The organism is Burkholderia sp. Bp9140 (assembly GCF_003853425.1).
GTDB lineage: Bacteria > Pseudomonadota > Gammaproteobacteria > Burkholderiales > Burkholderiaceae > Burkholderia.
The window spans coordinates 65,899-85,452 of the sequence record NZ_QTPQ01000010.1; the positions used below are offsets into that span (position 1 = coordinate 65,899).

23 protein-coding genes and 1 pseudogene are annotated in these 19,554 nt (G+C 63.7%); 11 read left to right on the top strand and 13 right to left on the bottom strand.

Annotation, left to right across the window (positions count from 1 at the left end):
- Positions 1-5 precede the first annotated feature (5 nt).
- Positions 6-1,280 carry an IS256 family transposase gene (locus tag DIE21_RS10715; protein ID WP_409364630.1) on the top strand — a complete coding sequence of 425 codons (1,275 nt, stop codon included), beginning with the start codon at positions 6-8 and terminating at the stop codon, positions 1,278-1,280.
- 510 nt (positions 1,281-1,790) lie between these two features.
- Here the strand turns inward: DIE21_RS10715 and DIE21_RS37730 are convergent.
- Entirely contained in the window at positions 1,791-2,192 is a 402-nt protein-coding gene (locus tag DIE21_RS37730; protein WP_124497677.1) for a hypothetical protein, read from the bottom strand.
- Between the two features lie 994 nt (positions 2,193-3,186).
- On the opposite strand from DIE21_RS37730, the gene DIE21_RS10725 reads away from it, so the two are divergent.
- Positions 3,187-3,912 carry a type IV pili methyl-accepting chemotaxis transducer N-terminal domain-containing protein gene (locus tag DIE21_RS10725; protein ID WP_124497773.1) on the top strand — a complete coding sequence of 242 codons (726 nt, stop codon included), beginning with the start codon at positions 3,187-3,189 and terminating at the stop codon, positions 3,910-3,912.
- A 211-nt stretch (positions 3,913-4,123) separates the two neighbouring features.
- Here DIE21_RS10725 and DIE21_RS38145 read toward each other — a convergent pair.
- The 7 genes and pseudogenes from DIE21_RS38145 to DIE21_RS10760 form a co-directional block, all read right to left on the bottom strand.
- A pseudogene (locus DIE21_RS38145) lies at positions 4,124-4,210 on the bottom strand (OsmC family peroxiredoxin); the annotation flags it as partial.
- A 41-nt stretch (positions 4,211-4,251) separates the two neighbouring features.
- Positions 4,252-4,674, bottom strand: coding sequence for an amino acid-binding protein (locus tag DIE21_RS10735; protein ID WP_124497678.1), 423 nt, complete (start codon positions 4,672-4,674; stop codon positions 4,252-4,254).
- A gap of 121 nt (positions 4,675-4,795) precedes the next feature.
- Positions 4,796-5,275: a GNAT family N-acetyltransferase gene (locus DIE21_RS37735; protein WP_260426695.1), complete on the bottom strand. Its 480-nt coding sequence runs from the start codon at positions 5,273-5,275 to the stop codon at positions 4,796-4,798.
- A 184-nt stretch (positions 5,276-5,459) separates the two neighbouring features.
- A complete protein-coding gene (locus DIE21_RS10745) occupies positions 5,460-5,681 on the bottom strand; it encodes a hypothetical protein (protein WP_124497679.1) in 222 nt (73 codons plus the stop codon).
- Positions 5,682-5,730: 49 nt separating this feature from the next.
- On the bottom strand, positions 5,731-6,543 hold the full coding sequence (locus DIE21_RS10750) for a fused MFS/spermidine synthase (protein ID WP_124497680.1): 813 nt from the start codon (positions 6,541-6,543) through the stop codon (positions 5,731-5,733).
- A gap of 5 nt (positions 6,544-6,548) precedes the next feature.
- Entirely contained in the window at positions 6,549-6,812 is a 264-nt protein-coding gene (locus tag DIE21_RS10755; RefSeq protein WP_124497681.1) for an HPr family phosphocarrier protein, read from the bottom strand.
- A gap of 35 nt (positions 6,813-6,847) precedes the next feature.
- Positions 6,848-7,294 carry a hypothetical protein gene (locus tag DIE21_RS10760; protein WP_124497682.1) on the bottom strand — a complete coding sequence of 149 codons (447 nt, stop codon included), beginning with the start codon at positions 7,292-7,294 and terminating at the stop codon, positions 6,848-6,850.
- Between the two features lie 237 nt (positions 7,295-7,531).
- Between DIE21_RS10760 and DIE21_RS10765 the strand changes: the two genes are divergently transcribed.
- On the top strand, positions 7,532-8,368 hold the full coding sequence (locus tag DIE21_RS10765) for a spermidine synthase (RefSeq protein ID WP_124497683.1): 837 nt from the start codon (positions 7,532-7,534) through the stop codon (positions 8,366-8,368).
- A gap of 13 nt (positions 8,369-8,381) precedes the next feature.
- Here DIE21_RS10765 and DIE21_RS10770 read toward each other — a convergent pair whose 3' ends face one another.
- Together DIE21_RS10770 and DIE21_RS10775 are read right to left on the bottom strand one after the other, a co-directional pair.
- The gene (locus DIE21_RS10770; protein WP_124497684.1) at positions 8,382-8,579 is read right to left on the bottom strand and encodes a ribbon-helix-helix protein, CopG family; all 198 of its coding nucleotides are present in this window, start codon (positions 8,577-8,579) and stop codon (positions 8,382-8,384) included.
- Between the two features lie 169 nt (positions 8,580-8,748).
- Positions 8,749-9,516 carry a YoaK family protein gene (locus DIE21_RS10775; protein ID WP_124497775.1) on the bottom strand — a complete coding sequence of 256 codons (768 nt, stop codon included), beginning with the start codon at positions 9,514-9,516 and terminating at the stop codon, positions 8,749-8,751.
- A gap of 246 nt (positions 9,517-9,762) precedes the next feature.
- On the opposite strand from DIE21_RS10775, the gene hyfB reads away from it, so the two are divergent.
- The 7 genes from hyfB to DIE21_RS10810 all read left to right on the top strand — a co-directional run bounded on the left by hyfB (position 9,763) and on the right by DIE21_RS10810 (position 17,406).
- Positions 9,763-11,769, top strand: coding sequence for a hydrogenase 4 subunit B (hyfB, locus tag DIE21_RS10780; protein ID WP_124497685.1), 2,007 nt, complete (start codon positions 9,763-9,765; stop codon positions 11,767-11,769).
- On the top strand, positions 11,763-12,713 hold the full coding sequence (locus tag DIE21_RS10785) for a respiratory chain complex I subunit 1 family protein (RefSeq protein WP_124497686.1): 951 nt from the start codon (positions 11,763-11,765) through the stop codon (positions 12,711-12,713). The genes hyfB and DIE21_RS10785 overlap by 7 nt, the downstream gene beginning before the upstream one ends.
- The gene (locus tag DIE21_RS10790; protein ID WP_124497687.1) at positions 12,714-13,373 is read left to right on the top strand and encodes a formate hydrogenlyase; all 660 of its coding nucleotides are present in this window, start codon (positions 12,714-12,716) and stop codon (positions 13,371-13,373) included.
- Entirely contained in the window at positions 13,366-14,829 is a 1,464-nt protein-coding gene (locus DIE21_RS10795; RefSeq protein WP_124497688.1) for a hydrogenase 4 subunit F, read from the top strand. The genes DIE21_RS10790 and DIE21_RS10795 overlap by 8 nt, the downstream gene beginning before the upstream one ends.
- A gap of 3 nt (positions 14,830-14,832) precedes the next feature.
- Positions 14,833-16,395: an NADH-quinone oxidoreductase subunit C gene (locus tag DIE21_RS10800; RefSeq protein WP_124497689.1), complete on the top strand. Its 1,563-nt coding sequence runs from the start codon at positions 14,833-14,835 to the stop codon at positions 16,393-16,395.
- Positions 16,395-16,910: an NADH-quinone oxidoreductase subunit B family protein gene (locus DIE21_RS10805; protein WP_124497690.1), complete on the top strand. Its 516-nt coding sequence runs from the start codon at positions 16,395-16,397 to the stop codon at positions 16,908-16,910. Before DIE21_RS10800 ends, DIE21_RS10805 begins: the two co-directional genes overlap by 1 nt.
- A 298-nt stretch (positions 16,911-17,208) precedes the next feature.
- Positions 17,209-17,406, top strand: coding sequence for a DUF2970 domain-containing protein (locus tag DIE21_RS10810; protein ID WP_124497691.1), 198 nt, complete (start codon positions 17,209-17,211; stop codon positions 17,404-17,406).
- 205 nt (positions 17,407-17,611) lie between these two features.
- Here the strand turns inward: DIE21_RS10810 and DIE21_RS10815 are convergent, their stop codons facing one another.
- Complete coding sequence (locus DIE21_RS10815) at positions 17,612-17,824, bottom strand: DUF2909 domain-containing protein (RefSeq protein ID WP_044843449.1); 213 nt, start codon at positions 17,822-17,824, stop codon at positions 17,612-17,614.
- Positions 17,821-18,171: a hypothetical protein gene (locus tag DIE21_RS10820; protein ID WP_124497692.1), complete on the bottom strand. Its 351-nt coding sequence runs from the start codon at positions 18,169-18,171 to the stop codon at positions 17,821-17,823. The genes DIE21_RS10815 and DIE21_RS10820 overlap by 4 nt, the downstream gene beginning before the upstream one ends.
- Before the next feature lie 323 nt (positions 18,172-18,494).
- On the opposite strand from DIE21_RS10820, the gene DIE21_RS10825 reads away from it, so the two are divergent.
- Positions 18,495-18,680: a ribbon-helix-helix protein, CopG family gene (locus tag DIE21_RS10825; protein WP_124497693.1), complete on the top strand. Its 186-nt coding sequence runs from the start codon at positions 18,495-18,497 to the stop codon at positions 18,678-18,680.
- 18 nt (positions 18,681-18,698) lie between these two features.
- Here DIE21_RS10825 and DIE21_RS10830 read toward each other — a convergent pair whose 3' ends face one another.
- Entirely contained in the window at positions 18,699-19,535 is an 837-nt protein-coding gene (locus DIE21_RS10830; protein WP_124497694.1) for a spermidine synthase, read from the bottom strand.
- Positions 19,536-19,554: the final 19 nt, after the last annotated feature.

A 19,554-nucleotide genomic window follows, 5' to 3' on the forward strand; every position in this document is an offset into this window, starting at 1 on the left:
TGGATATGCCGATGAAGAAGAAAAGGCAAACTGTAGCTCGTCAGGCAGCGGCCCGCGGGCCGCTGCCTGAACTGCCCAAGGAATTGCTGGACCAGTTGGTCAAGGGGCCGATGACGCCGGCCGAGGTCCAGGATCTGATGCTGGCGTTCAACAAGGCAATCATCGAGCGCGCGATGGGCGCTGAGATGAACCTGCATCTGGGCTACCCGTCGGGTCAGCCCAAGCCGCCCGGTCAGGTCAACGAGCGCAACGGCGCCAGCGGCAAGACAGTCATCACCGATCGTGGTCCGATCCGGGTCGATGTGCCTCGTGACCGTGACGGCAGCTTCGAGCCGATCCTGATTCCCAAGCACGAGCGCCGTTTCACCGGCTTCGACGAACGCATCATCGCGATGTACGCCCGCGGCATGAGCGTGCGCGAGATTCAGGGATTTCTGGCCGAGCACTACGGCACCGAGGTCTCGCCCGATTTCATCAGCTCGGTCACCGACGAGGTGATGGCCGAGGCGCTGAGCTGGCAGAGTCGCCCGCTCGAAACGATGTATCCGGTGGTGTTCTTCGATGCGCTGCGGGTCAAGATCCGCGACGACGGTGTGGTCAGCAACAAGGCCGTGTATCTGGCGCTGGGCATCCAGGCCGACGGCCAGCGCGACGTGCTGGGCCTCTGGATCGAGCAGACCGAGGGCGCCAAGTTCTGGCTCAAGGTGTTCAACGAACTGAAGACGCGCGGCTGCCAAGACATCCTGATCGCCGTGGTCGATGGCCTGAAGGGGCTCATCGAGGCCATCAGCACGGCCTATCCGCGAACCACCGTTCAGACCTGTATCGTGCATCTGATCCGCAACAGTCTCGAGTACGCCAGCTACAAGGATCGCAAGGCATTGGCCGCAGCGCTGCGCCCGATCTACGCGGCTGCCAGCGAAGAGGCGGCACAGCAGGCGCTGCAAGACTTCGCCGACGGACCTTGGGGCGCGAAGTACCCGACCATCGTGCAATCGTGGCAGCGAGCATGGGAGCACGTCGTACCGTTCTACGTGTTCCCGCCGGAGATTCGACGGGTCGTGTACACCACGAACGCCATAGAAAGTTTGAACATGCAGTTGCGCAAGATCATCAAGACCCGTGGTCACTTCCCCAATGACGAGGCGGCCATCAAGCTGCTCTGGCTGGCGCTGCGCAATGTACTGGCCAAGACCGTGCGGTCCGCCTTCGACTGGAAATCAGCGATGAACCAGTTTGCTATCCTGTTCGGCGAGCGATTTATGCAGGCGCGTGGATAACGCGTTGTTCAACCGCCTCGCCCACAAAAATGCGGACAGGTTCCAGACACTCGGTGGGCGACTTGAGCTGGCGCGTACACTTGCAGTCCCGCTGCCGAACATTGATTTTCGCCAACTGGTGGTGACACCACGGAACGACGCGATACACCAAGGAAAAGTTCCGACCAAAAGCGCAGCAACACAGGCTATCCACGCGGTTGATAATTTGCTAGCCTTACTAAACCCCTCGCTCTCCTAGATCAAGAGATTCATATCTACATCGATTGACGAACGTTGCCTTTGGTCGAATTGTGTACGTACCCCCTCCGTCAGGTTCCGAAGTATTGCGGCCGCTCCAACGGCAGATTTCTCCGCTCGCTGAGCGGCAGATTGTGGCCGCCTCCTGACGCTGGGACATGTAACGGTCGCGAGTTCCCGTTCTCCATGCGCAGCTTCCCAATCATGAAGCGTGGCCTCACCGGGGAGCCTCTTTCCGTTTGGCCCGGTGGGTTCAGAAAGTCAGCGGATAAGCTATCGGAAAACCTGAGCCCATACCGCCCGAAGGCGTCGCGCGCGGTCTTCGAAGAGATATGAGGCCGCGAGCGTCAAGAGACCTGAAATTGCACCCGTCGCGACGTGTTCGACATAGGGGATACGGTAGTGACTCGTGTGTGAGTAGGCGTCGCCCAACGTTGTCAGGACGCCAACGACCAGCGCATTGCCGTATCGATGCGCGTAGAGTTTCGCCGCAGGCGTGAAAGTCAAAAGTACAGCCAGGAGTCCAGTAAGCAGCCCTGTCTGAAATGCAATAGTCCAGTGGGCGAGGCTCATGATATTTCCCCAGCTCCCCGGCATGCAGGTCATGCACGCACTGGTCGGCTGCCAGAAACGCTGGGCAAACAGTCTAACGCGGTGCTTCCACTCGGTTGCCATGATGCATCCCATCAATGCCGTCATCACGGCCGGCGCCACCACACGTATCGTTGAAGCAGTTTCCAAACCCTTTAACGAGCTTGCCGCCCTCACGGATGGGTGTCCTGTGCGCCGTAGCGGCCGATCAATAACTCGGACATGGGGGAATACTACTCCACGATTCGACGGCCGCTGTTTCGACCAAGACCGGAATTCAACTCTTGCGTCTATCGGTGCGGTCCCATCCGTGACGGGCGTCGAACGATGCGCTTCCGCGCGAAGTCGACGTCCGGCATCGACCCTTATCCCAGCCGAAGCGGACGCCGAAACGTCTGATTGCCGGCAAACGCGAATGACGGCGCAGCCGACAGCACGCATCCGCTGGCAGTAACCGCGCACGCCCATCAGCCGGCCGTGGAAAGCGACCTCGACGTGCGCTAACCCGACCGCAAATGTCTCGGCAATAACTTGCAGAGATCCCCCTTTCTTCATGCCGGCAAATTGAAGCGCGCGACAACCTGTGTGCAATCGTGGTGCAGCACACCATTGAATTGCACCATCTCCATTCTTGCTGCACCGCACGCAACACGCGTGGCTCGGCTTCATTTCACTTCGGCGCCAATCGATTTTCAACCGCCGCTCCCCAGAGCCGGCAATGAAATGGCGTACGCTTGCCCGATGCGCTAACGGCGGCATGGCTTTGCGCAATACAGACATGCCGAGTCGCGAGCGTCGGCCGATCTGCGGGCACGGGGCAGCACGAAGTGGCACAGGTATTGCGTTGGATCCGGTAGAGGCCAATGGCGGCCTTTGCGTTTCACCAGTTTTCCCTACGCTCTTGCGAGCGGATGCGGGGCAATGGCGTCCCGGAGCGACTCTTGCGCTGATCGGCCGATCGGTTCGTGCGTGCGTCGCTCCGGGATTTTTTTGTCTCGTTGACGGGGGAGCCGGGATGCGCGCTGGGCTCCCATGCGGTTCGACACATCGGCGATCTCCGCCCTACACCTTCCAACACATGAAACGACAGACGCATTCGACTCACGCCCCGGTCTCGGCGCAAGCGATCGGCGAGCTCATCAATTTGGCCGGCCGGCAGCGGATGCTGTCGCAACGTATCGTGCTGCACGTGCTGCTCGCTTCGCGCGGAGACGATGCCGCACTGGACGTCGCGAAGCAAAGTGCGGCGATGTTCGCGAATGCACACGCCGATCTGGTCGATGGCAACGAGCAGTTACCTGGCGTGTTCTCCGGCGCGCTGAGGCAACTCTATTTCGGCACCCCGCGCGCAGACGAGCATGTCCGGCACTTCGTCGCGCACACGGCCAAAGTGCTCGCGAGTCTCGAATCGGGCAGCGCTGCCGCAGACGAACAGGTCGACGCGCTCGTTAGGCAGGCCACTCCGCTGCTCGAACTGCTGCAGCAGATTACGCTCGCGTACCAGAACGAAATGCGCGGCATCGAGGCCGAGGCGCTCAAACGTCAGGCGAGCATCGCCGAACAATTGGGCAGCATCTCGATGCAAGCCAACATCGTCGCGCTGAATGCGCGCATCGCCGCCGCGCGCGCGGGCTCGTATGGCCGCGAGTTCGCGGTCATCACGACAGTCCTTGCCGACATCATCAAGGAGATGGATCAGCTGATGTTCAGCGTCATCGGCACGCGCGGCCCGGCCGAAGCGTCACCCGGGCGTGGCGCCATGGCACACGGCCGGCACGCAGGTGTCGGCGCTGCACTTCGATAGCCTCAACAAGTTGAGAGAACCCTGCTATCACAATGCCTTTATTTTTCATCGAAACTCGGCCGCGAACAAATACGCCGGGCGACTCGATCGCCTCCTGCCCGCGACACCGTGCTTGCCGCACACGGCGCGACGAAACCCAAAGACACGGGAAGACGGCAGACGAACGCTGCGAAACGCGCGAATGAAGCGCCGCTCCGGCGCGCCCCCCGCGCGTATGCCGCAATTCGCCGCCGATATCCTGCCGCAGTCTCAGCAGGTTGAAGATCGGGCAGACCGCTTCGACCGCCTGAAGCAACGCACTCGAGAATCAACCGTGGAACGTGCGACTGAAACGGCCATTCAGGCCCTTTGCAAAAGGTCGGTCGCCTGCTCGGCGTCGGCCAGCGAGTCGAGCGCGAGATACGCAATGAACTGCGAGCCGAGCACGGCAGCGGATACGCCGCGCAGGTTAATCCCGCCGTCCGACAGTTTCCGGGTCAGCTCCGCGATGATCCCCAACTGGTCCAGCCCCATCACACGGACGGAGTGCAGGCTCGAGGTAGGATTGAATCCCACCTGGGTGGCCGCGCGGATCTCTTGATCTCCCTGCAGCGGCGCGACAAATACGACCCCTTTGCCTGGCGCCTCCGGCGTGCGCCGGGCGACAACGAATTGCAAATCGGCGCCAGCATCGCGCAACGCGCTCAACACGTGGGCAAGACCGCCCGGCTTGTCCTCGATGGTGGCCGCCCAGACGTCAACACGTTCGACGAGCAGTTCCATGGCCCCTCCGAAAAATCGGACTTCGATGAAGACAATCTACGTCGCGCATGACCGGCGAGCAAGTCCGCTGACGCGAGGGATGCCCGGATGCGGCGATAGCGATCGGAGATGCAAGCCCCGCCTAGGCATCCGCCGAATCCGCCGACGGGGGGCGCAAGCCAAGCATGGCCGTCCGCCGATGCTGCCATTGCACCAGCTCGTCGCGAAACGCATCGGGTGATTGCTCGGACGTTACGCGCAATGTTCCGGATTGAAAGGTTCTCGCAGCACGCCAGAACGGCCGGCCATCCGGTACATCGTCGATGGCGGTAATAGGCAACTGGTACGTTCGATGCAGATACGACAGGAATGCGAGACCATAGCCGCGGCGCCTCATCGGCGGGCGAATTTCCAGTCGATGGACGTATACCCGATCGGTTCGAGGCGCCAGGCTGTATATCGCCGCGCCAACGGTCCGGCCGGACGCCTCCAGGATCGCGACTTCCCAGCCCGAATGCCGGGCACCGTCGATACCCAGATCGATCGGCCTGGATTGAAAACGAATCACGGGAAGCCGGCGAAATTTGCGTCGAGCAAAAACGGACCGCAGGTAGGAAAGCACGTTCAGCCTTTTGTCATGTCCGCAGCGATCCGTTTCTTCACCCTCGTGAGCGACGGCAATCCGCGGCCGCACATTTGCGCGTTGACGCTTCCGATATCAAACGCAACCACCCACGACATGAACGACCCCTCATGGATGTCCGGATCAACGCGACCGTGCGATTCTCGAGCGACATCGACGAAAACTATTTTCGATTCTTCAGAAACGTCTGTCCGGCTGCCGTAATCGAAACGCTTCCGCGACCGTTCGTCGGATAGCGCACGAATCCTGCGCCGATGAGTTCTCGGGTAACGGACCAGCCAAGCGCAGGCGTATCGCGACCATAACGAATATCGGCAATGCGCTCCAGCGCCCAGATCGCGGATGCCGAGATAGTCGGAACGGTCGAAGTATCGTTATCGCTCATGGCGTCTCCAGGAATTTGATCATGATCAAGGGTGCTGCATGTCTCGAGCTCAAATGGCAAGACAAGCACTCAGGCGCGTCCAGTCGTAACTGGCGCCGACCTCGATGCGTATGGCGGCTTCGACGAGGTCGATGCCGTGGTGCCCACAGTGTCGATCCGCGCGTTCGACGAGTGCCTCGAGCGACGGTAGCGGCGCGTCACTCTTCCAGGCGAAGACGATCACGTTACCCGCACCGTCTTCAGCCGGCGCGATCGCGACGGAAGGACCGAACGTGTCACGAAGTCTCGCGAGACAATCACCCAGTCGCGGATCGTCGCCGAGCAGATTGACGACGAGTACGCCGTCGTCGTTCAGTCGCGCCCGACAGGTGTCGTAGAAGGCTGCGCTGCAGAGTTCGGGCGGCGCGCCGTCCGCATTGAAACCATCCAGCAAAAGTGCATCGAATGAGTCTGTGGTCGTCGACAAGTGCTGCGCCCCGTCCGCGCAGATGATCGTCAGTCGCGCGCCATCAGGTGGAACGTGGAACCGATCGCGCAGGGCAATGACTTCCGGATTGATTTCGATTGCCGTGAGATGGGTGTTCGGCAGGTTCCGATAGCAATACTTCACCAGCGAACCACCTCCGAGCCCAATCAAGCCCACGCGCGCGGGTTCCGGCTGAAACAACAGGAAGCCCATCATCGTGCGCGTGTAGCCGAGTGCGAGCGCATCCGGGGCCTCCCGTAGCATGGTGCTCTGCATGCCACGGCCGTCAAAGCACAGCGAGACGAGGTGCTCGGTTTCCACGACGATCGGCTTGTCGGCGAGTTCGGCCGAGGAAGCCGCGCGCAGACCCAGGAACGGGAGATCGACAGGTGGCACGCGGCTCAGCCTTCCTGCAGCAAGGGTAAAAGCGCATGAAGCGCCGCCTCTTCGTCCGGACCGCTTGCAAGGACTTGCGCGGACGTGCCTCGGCGCAGCTGAAGCGACGACATGGCCATGCCGTCCTTTGCATTTCCGCGACGCCCATTCGCGATAAGCAGGATGTCGCTGTCGAAACGGCGCGCCGTGTCCACGAGCACATCGCGGACGCAGTTCGCACCGTCCCGGCTCCAGGCGGAACGCATTTCGAAATAGACGACGGTCGCCATGTTCCTCGCGGGTGCCGTGAGAGGGATCCTGGTATTCAATGGGACGGAGCGCGCTCGCAGGCCGTCAGGAACGCCTCGAACTCACCTTCCCATGCCGTGTCGCGCAGGTCGATTTCGAAACCGGCGAGACGCTTCATTTCACTGCTCAGATACACGGCACTGAGCAATCGAGGCGGCACACCCTGCGCAAAACAGCAGCCATCCGCATCGAGAAGCAGGCGCGGGTGGTGTCGGAACCGCGCACTGGCCACCGAGATCGGATCCATCACATGCCGAGCCGACTCCCGCGGATAAACGAAGGCCAGATGGGTACCGGCTGCCGCGAGCCGTTCACCCGCATCATGGAAGCGGTGGACCATCTGGAAACCACGCTCGCCACCGCGCCCGACGCCCACAACGACAAGCCCCCTGCTTCCCGCGACCTCCGGCAGGGATACGGACCGCCGATCGGGCAACAGCAGCATCCCATCCAGATCGAACATGTCGACACCTCCGCGAATCCGCCCGCAATTCCAGCGATCGGCGGCAAGACTGAATTATAAGACAGCATGAATCAAATGTGTATAGCATTATAATGATGTGTGCGCCCGATCCCCGATCGGCCTGTACGTGTGCGGACTGCGGTCACGCACGGTCGGCGAGCGGCCGCGAACCCGTTTGTCGTTGCCGTTCGCCGCACGCACCCCCACCAACAACTTGCCCACCTGAATCGATCGAGCATGGAGCGGGATCCAACTTCCTACGATGCGTTCGTCAAATTCCTGTCGACCCCATTGAACGCCGGGCGCCCGTATGTATTGGAGACGCAGCACGCGATCTCGCTGCACTTCGATCACGTGGCCACCCAAAGCTTCATGTCGCTGCGCACGCCGGACAAACTTGCGCTCGGCTATACGCGAACCATGATGGGATGTCTGCTGCTGCACCCGGCCGCCAGGCATATGTGCATGATCGGGCTCGGGGGCGGCTCGTTGGCCAAGTACTGTTATCGGCATCTGCCCGGCGTGACGGTCGACGCGGTCGAAATCAATGCGGAAGTGATCGCACTACGCGACGTGTTCAGGATTCCCGCGGACGACGCCCGGTTCAAGGTGATCCGTGCAGATGGTGCGGAGTACGTGACGCGGGAGGATGTCCACACCGACGTGATCCTCGTGGATGCCTTCGACGCGGAAGGTATGCCGAGCCGGTGTGCGGATATCGCGTTCTTCACTGCCTGCCGCGAGCGATTGAGCGATGCCGGGGTGCTCGCAATCAATCTGGCGGACGACGACCTGTCGCTGCCCGGTCACATCGAGCGACTGGGCGCCGTGTTCGGCCCTTCATATGCGGTTGTCCGATGCGACGACGACAGCAATTTCGTCGCGTTCGCCTGGAAAGGGCCGCTTCGCTTGCCATCGCGGCGAGTTCTGTTCGAACGCGTGCTCTCGTTTGCGTTTGCCGGCGAACTCAAACTGTCGTCAACCGCCCGGCGCATGAAGGAGGGAGAGCGCCTCGATCCAAAGCGGTTGATCTGGCATGCGCAGGGGCATGCACACTGGGAAATCGACGCCTGAACCGCTTTCGGGCTCAGCCCGCGTTTCGATTCACCCGCTTGCCGAGCGGGCTTTTTGTCCTGTAGCTCACGCCGTGCTGATCGAGATACTCGCGAATCAACTGCCGCACGACTTGCGACGGCGTCAGGTCCTGCTCCGCGCAGAGCATGTCGAACGCTTCTTTCTTGGCGGGATCGATCAGGATGGTCAAGCGTGCGGTTTTCGTTTCCATTGCAGGACAGAGTCGGCGAATATGCTAATTTGATTATAATGCATCGGCCCTTGTGCGCAGCGCCGCAAGACATTCGGCACACGCGTGTCGATCAGGCTCGGCGACGGCACCTCAAGCAGGATCCGCCGCCGACAAGGCGAGCTCGGGTTTCGTTTCACCTTATGCCGGCTCATGACCTGCGGTCAAGCCGGTAGAGATAGTCCAGCACGTCGTCGACCACGGGCACGATCGCCAGCGTGACGAGCGCCGCGGCAAGCGGCACGGTCGACACGTAGCCGACATGCTTGAAGCCGATTGCGCCAGCCAGCCCCCCGACGAAGAACGACGCCAGCATCGTTCCGTGAATCCTGAGCTTCGCGCGGTTTGCGATCACCGCATGCGCGTGCATATCCGCACCCGAGCGATTCCAGTAAAACAGTTTGCCGAGTTCGATGCCGAGGTCCGTCACGATGCCCGTCATGTGCGTCGTGCGGATTTCCGCCCCCGACAGCTTGGTGATCATCGCGTTTTGCAGCCCCATGATGAAGCACAGCAAGATGACCGTGACTGGCATGAAGAACGCCTCCCACAGCGCGAGATGGCTGCCGAGCAGCCCGAACAGGAGCAGCAGCGCGGCTTCGACCAGCAGCGGCAGCACATACTGACTCTGCAGCCCGCGGCGGCGCCCCCAGTTGACGAGCACCGCCGAGCAGCCGGCGCCAACCAGAAACGACGCGAGCGAACCGACACCGGCCAGCACGAGCCGGATGTCGCCAAGCGCTGTCTGATCCGCAATCGCCGACACGATCCCGCTCATGTGGGACGTGTATTGCCTGACCGCGAGGAAACCGCCGGCATTGGTTGCGCCGGCGACAAAGGCAAGCGAAAACCCGAGCTGGCGGTTCGCGGCCGCGCTGCGGTGTTTTCCCGTCAGGCTTCGAAAGTACTGCGCTGGCATGGGATCTTCCCTCATTCGCCCGGATCGGGAGACAACGACGCCCTGAGTGGAGCCCGGAGCGCCGCGGCAAACCGCCACGGCCGCCCGTTCCATCCGGGGAGTGATGAGATTTTTATGATAACTTCATTATCATACCTTGTTATCCGGATTCGTCTTTCGGTGTCATAATGCGAGCAGGAATCCGTCGCGGGAGACGCGGCCATTCCAACCACCTCGTCCAACCCGAGCGTACTGGAGACATTCCGGATGGCACCCGTGCCGGTCGTCCATTTCGTCCTGCTGGCCGTGGCCGCGTGGCTCGCGGTCGGCACGCTGGGGCTCGGGGCGTTGAGTCGTACGCGTCTGGTGGCCCACGGCCTTTTCCCGCTCGGCGCATTGGTCGGACTGCTCGTCGGCGCGGCGGGCCTCGCCGGCGTCCTGGCCGAACCGTCTACCGCGGTGCTGCCGATCGGGCTTCCCGGCCTGCCCTTTCATCTGCGTGCCGACCGCTTGTCCGGCTATTTCCTGTTCGTGCTCGGCCTCGTCAGCGCGGGGATCGGCGCCTTTTCAGCCGGCTATTTCCGCAAGGGTGAGGGATCGGCGCCCGGGCTGATCTGCTTCGAGTACCACGTCTGCCTCGCAAGCATCGCGCTGGTGTTGATCGCGGACGACGCATACGTGTTCATGGTCGCCTGGGAGACGCTGACGCTGTCCGCGACGTTTCTCGTCATGACCAACCACCGGATCGGCGAGATCCGCCGGGCGGGTTATCTGTATTTCCTGATCTCGCACGTCGGCGCGCTCGCGCTGCTGCTCTGCTTCGGCATTCTGCAGGCGCGCACCGGCGACTACACCTTCGCCAACCTGCGCGCGCAGTCGCTGGATACATTCCCCGCGTCGTTCGCCTTCCTGTTCGCGCTCGTCGGGTTCGGCGCGAAGGCCGGGATCTTCCCGCTGCATGTGTGGCTGCCGGAGGCCCATCCCGCGGCGCCGTCGCCGGTCTCGGCGCTCCTCAGCGGATTCGTGCTGAAAGTCGGCCTGTACGGCCTGCTGCGCGTCCTGTTCGACCTGCTGCACGTGCAGGTCGCGTGGTGGGGCGTGCTGCTGCTCATGCTGGGCGTCGGCACCGCGCTGCTCGGCGTGGTGTTCAGCACCATCCAGGTCGACATGAAGCGCCTGCTCGCCTATTCGTCGATCGACAACGTCGGCCTGATGATCGTCGCGCTCGGTCTCGCGGTGCTGTTTCGCGCGTACGGAATGACGAGCCTGTCCGCGCTCGCGCTGACCGCGATGCTCTACCAGATCGTCGCGCATGCGGCATTCAAGAGCTTGCTGTTCCTGGGCACGGGCGCCGTGCTCCACGCCACCGGCGAGCGCAACCTCGGCAGGCTCGGCGGACTGATTCGCTTCATGCCGTGGACCGCGTGGGCGGTACTCGCGGGCGTCGCGGCAAGCGCGGGCTTGCCGCCGCTGAGCGGTTTCGTGGCCGAGTGGCTGCTGCTGCAGGGTTTTCTGTTCGCGCCACGGTTGCCGGATTCGGTGCTCGCCATGACGGTGCCGATCGCCGCCGCGCTGATCGCCATGTCGGCCGCGCTGGCCGGCTACACGATGGTCAAGTTCTTCGGCATCGTGTTCCTTGGGCAACCGAGAGAAGCGAAGCTGAATCGCGCCCGCGACGCGAACGCGTGGGAACGACTCGCGTTCTGCTGGTTCGCGGCGGCCAGCGTACTGCTCGGGCTGATGCCCGCGCAGTTCGTCAGGCTGCTGGATCGCGTCACGCACGCGCTGGTCGGCGCCGGCGTCGGCGCGGACAATCATGGCTGGCTGCTGCTCGCGCCCGTGTCGGCCGCTCGTGCCAGCTACATGCCCGCGGCGTTCATGCTGTTCTTCATCGCATGCTGCGGGCTCGCGTGGGTGCTGGTGCGGCGTTTTTATCACGGCCGGCTCCGCCGCGCGGCTCCGTGGAGCTGCGGCTTCCCGTTCACGACCGCGCGAATGCAGGATACGGCGGAAGGATTCGGGCAGCCGATCCGCGAGATCTTCGCACCGCTGCTACGCATCGAGCGGCAATTGCCGTCACCGTTCGACGCACAGCCGGCCTACCGGGTGTCGGTCACCGATCGCACGTGGAGCGCCCTCTACGCGCGCATCGCGGCATTGACGCAACGTGTCGCCGACTGGGCAGGCCGCCTGCAGACGGGCAAGATCGCGGTTTACCTGACCTACAGTTTCGTCGTGCTGATCCTGCTTCTGATGTTGGTGAGACGATGGTAACCGCGTCCGGCGTCATTTCGCAGACCCTCGAAATCGTGATCGCGATCGCGGCCGCGCCATTGCTCACGGGCTGGGTCAACCAATGCCGCGCCTGGCTTCAGAACCGGCGTGCGCCGTCCATCTGGCAGCCGTACCGGATGCTCCACAAGCTGTTCAACAAGGAATCGGTGATCGCGCACGGCGCGAGCCCCGTGTTCCGCGGCGCCCCCTATGTCGTCTGGGCCGCCATGACGCTCGCATGCGCGATCGTACCGACGCTGTCGACCGAGTTGCCGCTGTCGCCCGCCGCCGATGCGATCGCGCTCGTCGGCCTGTTTGCGCTCGCGCGCGTCGCGCTGTCGCTCGCGGCTATGGACGTCGGCACGGCGTTCGGCACGCTCGGCGCCCGCCGCGAAATGCTGATCGGCTTTCTCGCGGAGCCGGCGCTGCTGATGGTGCTGCTGTCGGCCTCGCTGATTACGCAGTCGACGCTGCTGACGAGCATCGTCGCGACGCTCGGCCGCGGCGAGCTCACGATCTATCCGAGCCTGGCGTTCGCCGGCATCGCGTTCACACTGGTCGCGCTGGCCGAAAATGCGCGGCTGCCCGTCGACAATCCGACCACTCACCTCGAGCTCACGATGATCCACGAGGCGCTGATCCTCGAATATTCGGGACGGCACCTTGCCCTGATGGAGTGGGCGGCAAGCCTCAAGCTGTTCGCGTATTCGTGCATCGGTCTCGCGTTGTTCGTGCCCTGGGGCATCGCGAATGCGGGCGATCCGGTTGCGCTGCTGCTGGCCGTGCCGGTGCTCTTCATCAAGCTGACGGCAGGCGGCATCGCGCTCGCCGTGGTCGAAACGGCCAACGCGAAGATGCGCATCTTCAGGGTGCCGGAATTCCTGGCGACCGCCTTCCTGCTGGCCGTGATCGGCATGCTCGTCCACCTGCTGCTGGGGGCATGAATGCACGGCTACGCGACACAACTGATCAATTTCCTCGCGGCCGTGCTGCTGATGCTGTCGTTCGCGATGCTGAGCCAGCGCCGGATCCTGTCCCTGATCCATCTCTATACGCTGCAGGGCGTCGCGCTCGTGTCGGCGAACCTGATCCTCGGCTTCGTCACGGACGACGTGCACCTGTATGTGTCCGCCGGGCTGACGCTCGTGCTGAAGGTCGGCGTGATCCCGTGGTTCCTGTACCGGCTCGTTCGCAGGCTCGACGTCAAGACCGACGTCGAGCCGCTCATCAATATTCCGACCACGCTGCTGATCGGCATCGTCCTCGTGATCGTTGCGTTCAACGTCGCCGCGCCGATCAGCCAGCTCGCGACCTCGGTCGCACGCGGCACGCTCGGCATCGCGCTCGCGTGCGTGCTGCTGTCGTTCATGGCGATGATCACGCGCGCCAAGGCCATTCCGCAGGTGATCGGCTTTCTGTCGATGGAGAACGGCCTGTTCTTCGCGGCGGCGGCCGCGACCAACGGCATGCCGATGATCGTCGAGCTCGGCATCGGGCTCGACGTGCTGATCGGCATCCTGATCCTCGGCGTCTTCATGTTCCAGATTCGCGAGCAGTTCGACAGCCTGGACATCCATCACCTCGAGAAACTCAAAGATGAATGACGCCGACGTCGTGCTCGCCGTGCTCGGCCTGCCGCTCGCGGGAGCCGCCTGCCTTGCCTGCGTGCGGCCGAGCCGGGTCGCGCGCCATCTGAACATCGGCTTCAGCTTCCTGACGTTCTCGGCAACGTTGGTGCTGGCCGCGCGCACCGTCGAGCACGGCCCGTCGTTCGCATTCGGACGCGCGTTTTTCGTCGATCCGCTCAATGTCTATCTCGTTGCGCTCACGGCGTTCGTCGGCTGGACGACGTCGCTGTTTTCCCGGCCCTACATGCAGATCGAGGAGGCCCGCGGCCGGATGACGGCCGCGCGGATGCGGCTCTATCACAGCATGTATCAGCTCTTCATGTTCGCGATGCTGCTCGCGCTGCTGACCGACAACGTCGGCGTGCTGTGGGTTGCGATGGAAGCCGCCACGCTCGCCACCGTGCTGCTCGTCAGCGTCTACCGTACCGCCGCGAGCCTCGAAGCCGCATGGAAGTACTTCATCCTGTGCGGGGTCGGCATCGCCCAGGCGCTGTTCGGCACGATCCTGCTGTATCTTGCCGCGAGCCGGCAACTGACCGACGGCGACGCGCTGCTGTGGACAAGCCTGGCCGCGGTCAGGACGCACCTCGACCCGACGATCGTGTCGATCGCCTTCGTGTTCCTGCTGGTCGGCTACGGTACCAAGGTCGGCCTCGTGCCGATGCATAACTGGCTGCCGGACGCGCATGCCGAAGGTCCGACGCCGATTTCGGCGGTGCTGTCCGGCCTGCTGCTGAACGTCGCGCTGTATGCGGTGCTGCGCTGCAAGGTGCTGGCCGACGGCGCGCTCGGCAATGGCCTGCCGGGGCGGTTGCTGGTCGGCTTCGGGCTCGTGTCGGTCCTGATCGCGTCGTTCTCGCTGTTCCGGCAGAAGGACGTGAAGCGCCTGTTCTCGTACTCGTCGATCGAGCATATGGGCCTGATGACGTTCGCGTTCGGGCTCGGCGGCCCGATCGCGACCTTCGCCGGGCTGCTGCACATGACGGTCCATTCCCTCGTCAAGTCGGCGATCTTCTTCGCGGTCGGCCATGCTGCGCAGAAGGCCGGCACGCAGGCGATCGACGGCATTCGCGGGCTGCTGCAAGTCAGCCCGGCGGTCGGCTGGGCAATGATGCTCGGCACGCTTGCGATTCTCGGCCTGCCGCCGTTCGGCGTGTTCGCAAGCGAATTCCTGATCCTGACGACGGCCATGAACACGCTCCCGTGGACCGCGCCGCTGCTGCTGCTCGGGCTCGCCGTCGCGTTCGCGGCGATCTTCGCGCGCGTGCAGCGGATGGTGTTCGGCGAAACGACGACGGCGACGCCGCTCGAACACCGGCCGGCGCTGCTGCCGGTGTTCGTGCATCTCGGACTCGGCCTGATGCTGGGCCTGTACGTGCCGCCTTATCTGGCGATGTGGTACCGCCAGGCTGCAACGATGCTGGCAGGATAAACGATGCGACTCGACTTGATTCAGCCGGACGGCTCGACTCGCCTCCGGCACGAGGCAGGCCAGGTTCCGGCTGCCGTGGTTGACGCCGACGAACCGCGATGGCTCGACATCGCGCAGGCCGCGCGGAGGGAGGGAAGCCGGCTCGTTGCGATGTGGGGCGGCGAAACGCCCGAGCGCGTCTTCTCGGTCAACGCGGCGTACGAATGCGACGACGGCGTGCTGTGGGTACGTCTCGCGACAGGGCAGGAACCGCGGGCCGACGGCGACTATCCCGATCTCGCGGGCGTGTTTCCCGCCGCAACGCGCATGCAGCGCGCAATTTTCGACCTGACCGGCCTGCGCGAGCGCGATGCGCGCGACACGCGTCCGTGGCTCAATCACGGCAACTGGCCCGGCGACTACTTTCCGCTGCAGAAGCAGGCAACCGGAATCGAGCGATTCGAATCGAGCGAAGCGGATTATCCGTTCGTGCAGGTTGCCGGCGACGGCGTGCACGAAATCGCGGTCGGGCCGATTCACGCCGGCATCATCGAACCGGGCCATTTCCGGTTCTCCGTCGTCGGCGAGAAGGTGCTGCGGCTCGAGGAACGGCTCGGCTATGTGCATCGCGGCGTCGAACGGCTGTTCGAACGGACGGCCGCATCGAACGGCCATCGCGTTGCGGGCCGGATCGCCGGCGACTCGACCGTCGCGTTCTCGTGGGCCTATTGCATGGCGCTCGAGCAGGCATGCGGCACGGCCGTGCCGGCGCGTGCGCTGTCTCTGCGCGCGCTCCTGCTCGAGCGCGAGCGCATCGCCAATCACCTCGGCGATCTCGGCGCGCTCGGCAACGATGCCGGATTCGCGTTCGGTCTCGCGCAGTTCTCGCGGCTCAAGGAGAACTGGATACGGACCAACGGCGGGATCTTCGGGCATCGCTACCTGATGGATCGGATCGTGCCGGGCGGACTGGCCGTCGACATCGAGCCGGAGGACGCGGCCGCCCTCACCGAACAGGGCGAACGCATCGCACGCGACGTGCACGTGATGCGGAAGATCTACGAGGACCAGTCCGGGCTGCAGGACCGGTTTCTGGGCACCGGCCGATTGAATGCCGACGTCGTCGCGCATTTCGGCGTGCGCGGCATGGCCGCCCGCGCCAGCGGCCAGGCATTCGACGTGCGCGCGAACCTGCGGCCGGCCCCTTACCGCGACCTGGCCGTCAAGGCGGCATGCGATGCGCGCGGCGACGTCGCCGCGCGGGTCGCCGTGCGGTTTGCCGAAATCGACGAATCGCTGCGTCTGATCGGTGAACTGCTGGCGCATCTTCCGGAAGGGCCGATCGCCACCGGCGTCACGCCCGCGGCGGCGCCATCCAGGGGAATCGGCTGGGTGGAGGGCTGGCGCGGCGACGTGTTCGTCGCGCTCGAGACAGCATCGGGCGATGCCATCGCCCGCTGCCATTGTCACGATCCGTCCTGGCAGAACTGGCCGGCGCTCGAGCACGCGATCATCGGCAACATCGTTCCCGATTTCCCGCTGATCAATAAATCGTTCAACCTGAACTACGCGGGGCACGATCTCTGATGTGGCAACTCATCCGTCAATTCGCGCGCACCGAATTTCCCGACGAACCCGTGCCGACCACCGAAGCCGCCTGGCGACAGGAGGCACAGCAGATTCGTCAGGACATTCTCGACCTCCTCGGCCGGGCCTTGTGCATCCGGCAGATCGACGCGGGTTCGTGCAACGGTTGCGAGCTGGAGATTCACGCGCTGAACAACCCGTACTACAACATCGAAGGGCTCGGGATCAAATTCGTCGCCAGCCCGCGCCATGCGGACCTGCTGCTCGTGACCGGCCCCGTCACGCTGAACATGAAGGCAGCCGTGCTTGCCGCGTACGACGCCACGCCGGCGCCGAAACTCGTCGTCGCAGCTGGCGAGTGCGCGTGCACGGGCGGTATCTTTGCCGACAGCTATGCGGTGTGCGGTCCCGTTGCGTCGATCCTGCCCGTCGATGTGACCATCCCCGGATGTCCGCCCCCGCCGGTCGATTTGCTGCGGGGCATTTTGACAGCTTGCCGATCACGCGGAGATTGAAGCGGATGCCCGCGGCAATCCTTCCGTCGGCGATACCTCGCTTGCTCCGGCGGCGACGCGGCTGGCATCGGTCCGGCGATCCGGACGATCGCTGCCCTGCCCACGTTATTCGCAATGACACCGCTTCCCGTTTCACGACCGATCGCGGACGCGATGAACCACGGCCGGATCGATGACTGGAACTGGAGGTATCAGGCGCTCGTATGCGGCTCGCTGGCCGGCCTCCGGCGTCGGCGATGTTGCCGCCGAGCAGCAAACACGGACCCCTGCAATTCTTATCGAGGCGAAGGAAAACTGTATGAGTGAAAATCGTAAAGACCAGATCGTTCGCGCGTTCCGCGCGGTCTTCCTGGCGTTTCTCGGAATCAACAAGCGCGCCAATCTCGAGGCGGATGCAACGCAGCTCAACCCGTTCGCCGTGGTCATTGCCGCACTCGTTGCGCTTGGCGTATTCATTGCGCTGCTGCTGTTCGTCGTGCATTTGGCCGTGGGTTGACGGTTCGCCGCCACAAATGCGCGATGTCGCGACAATGACCGAACCGGCCACCTTGTGCAGATGACCCGTCGCTACGGCGTGAAGATCGGCAAGGCCGGTGCGATTGGGTCGCCCGGCTTGATCAGCCGGTTCTCCCGCATCGCATCGAACATCCAGGTCGCTGCCGCCGGGCCGCGCCGGTTGACGTCCGCGCACATGCCGCGCATCACCGCCCGATCGGCAGCCCCGTCGGTTCGATCCACCCGAGCCGGTACGCGATCAGCAGCGACAGAAACAGCGTGATCGACAAGCCGACGCGCGCCGCCAGCGACCACGCCATTCGCTTGCTCCCGCCGCGGTCGTGATTCATGAAATACAGCGCGAAAACCAGGCTTCCGATAATCATCACGAAAGCCGCCGAAACCAGCGCAATCTTCATTGTTGATGTTCCTCTAGGCCGGCATCGGCCTTCAGCAGTTGGGTCAGTCTTTGCCGCTCGGCGGCGACGTCGGCGACGCCCGACGCCGGCCAGTCCAGCGCCACGCCATTCCCCAGCGAATCGCGCACGAGCGTCTGGTAACGGCGGTCGCTGATCCGGCCCTGCTCCATCGCTTCCGATATCTCGTGTCGAAACGGTAGCGGGAAACTCGCGTATCCGCGCGACAGCGCCGCATATTGCCGCGCGTCGATCTCTTTCGACGACGGCACGACCGCCCAGATCACGACGGCCACGATGGCTGCGAAGGGAATCGCCGTATAGCGGAGAACGAACTTGATCGGGGTCATGAGGCGGATATCGAAGTCGCGGCGAAGTGGCGGCGCACGCGGGCCGTGTGGAACCGGAAGCGGCCGGACAACCGGTCGCGCGGACGACGGAGCCGCCCGGGCAAGCCGGGGCCGGCAGTGCCGGCCGACATTGTACTTAAGGCCCAATACGACCAACAGATCATGATAATGTCGTTACCACGTTTGCAGATGATTCGAGCAACCCGGCGCCTTGGACGGGTGGCCCGCGCGCGCACCGCCATGGCGCCATGGCACATTCGGACAGGGTGCCGACAGCGGATGGATTATAATTTGATTAACATATCGACCACCCCTGCCTCACGATGGAAACGAAAACCGCCCGCCTGACCGTCCTGATCGATCCCGCCAAGAAAGAAGCGTTCGACCTGCTCTGCGCGGAGCAGGATCTCACGCCGTCGCAAGTCGTGCGTCAGTTGATCCGCGAGTATCTCGACAAACACGGCGTCACGTACAAGACCAAGAGCGCGCTCGGCAAGCGGATGAAGTAAGCGCGGCCCCCGGCGCCGTCAGGCGCAGATTTCCCATCGTGCATGTTCACGCGCGCGCCAGACGAGCCGCGCGGGATCGATGCACTCCCCTGCCTTCATGCGCCGGGCGGTGGACGACAGCTTGAGCTCGCCGGCCGAGCCGAACCCCAGCGCGCGCTCGAGCAGGATGCGCAGCGACGGCAACGGGTTGCCGTTCTTCCACGCGAACGCGATGAAGTTGTTGTCGTCACCGCATGGCACCAGCGCATACGAATCGTCGAACACCGCGTGCAGTTGCTCGAGATGCCGCGGCAACGCCGGATCGTCGTCCATGAAGTTGATCGCGAGCACACCCGTTTCGCTCAGCCGCGCACGGCACGCGTCGAGAAAGGCCGCACCCGTGCAACTGCCCGGCATGCCGTCGGCGACGAACGCGTCGTGCAGGATCACGTCCGCCCGGACCTCCGGCCTTGCCACGTAGTCGGCGCCGTCCGCGCAGACCACCGCGAAGCGCGCGTCGTCTTGCGGAATCCTGAACACGTCGCGCAGCGCGATCACGTCCGGGTTGATCTCGACTGCGTCGATCGCCGTGTCGGGCAGATGCCGATAGCAGTACTTCGCCATCGATCCGCCGCCGAGCCCGATCATGCAGATGCGCGCGGGCACGGGCTGCAGCAGCAGGAAACCCATCATCACGCGCGTATAGCCGAGTTCGAGCCTGACCGGATCCTTCAGCGACATGAAGCTCTGCGTGCCGAAGTGGTCGAAATGCAGCGACACCGCGTGCTTCGTCTCGAGCACGAACGGACGGCCGTCGTTCAACGGCATCGCCAGGAACCGCAGGAATGCGTCATAGGACGTTCGATCCTCGCTCATGCTCGGCAGGCCCGGTTGA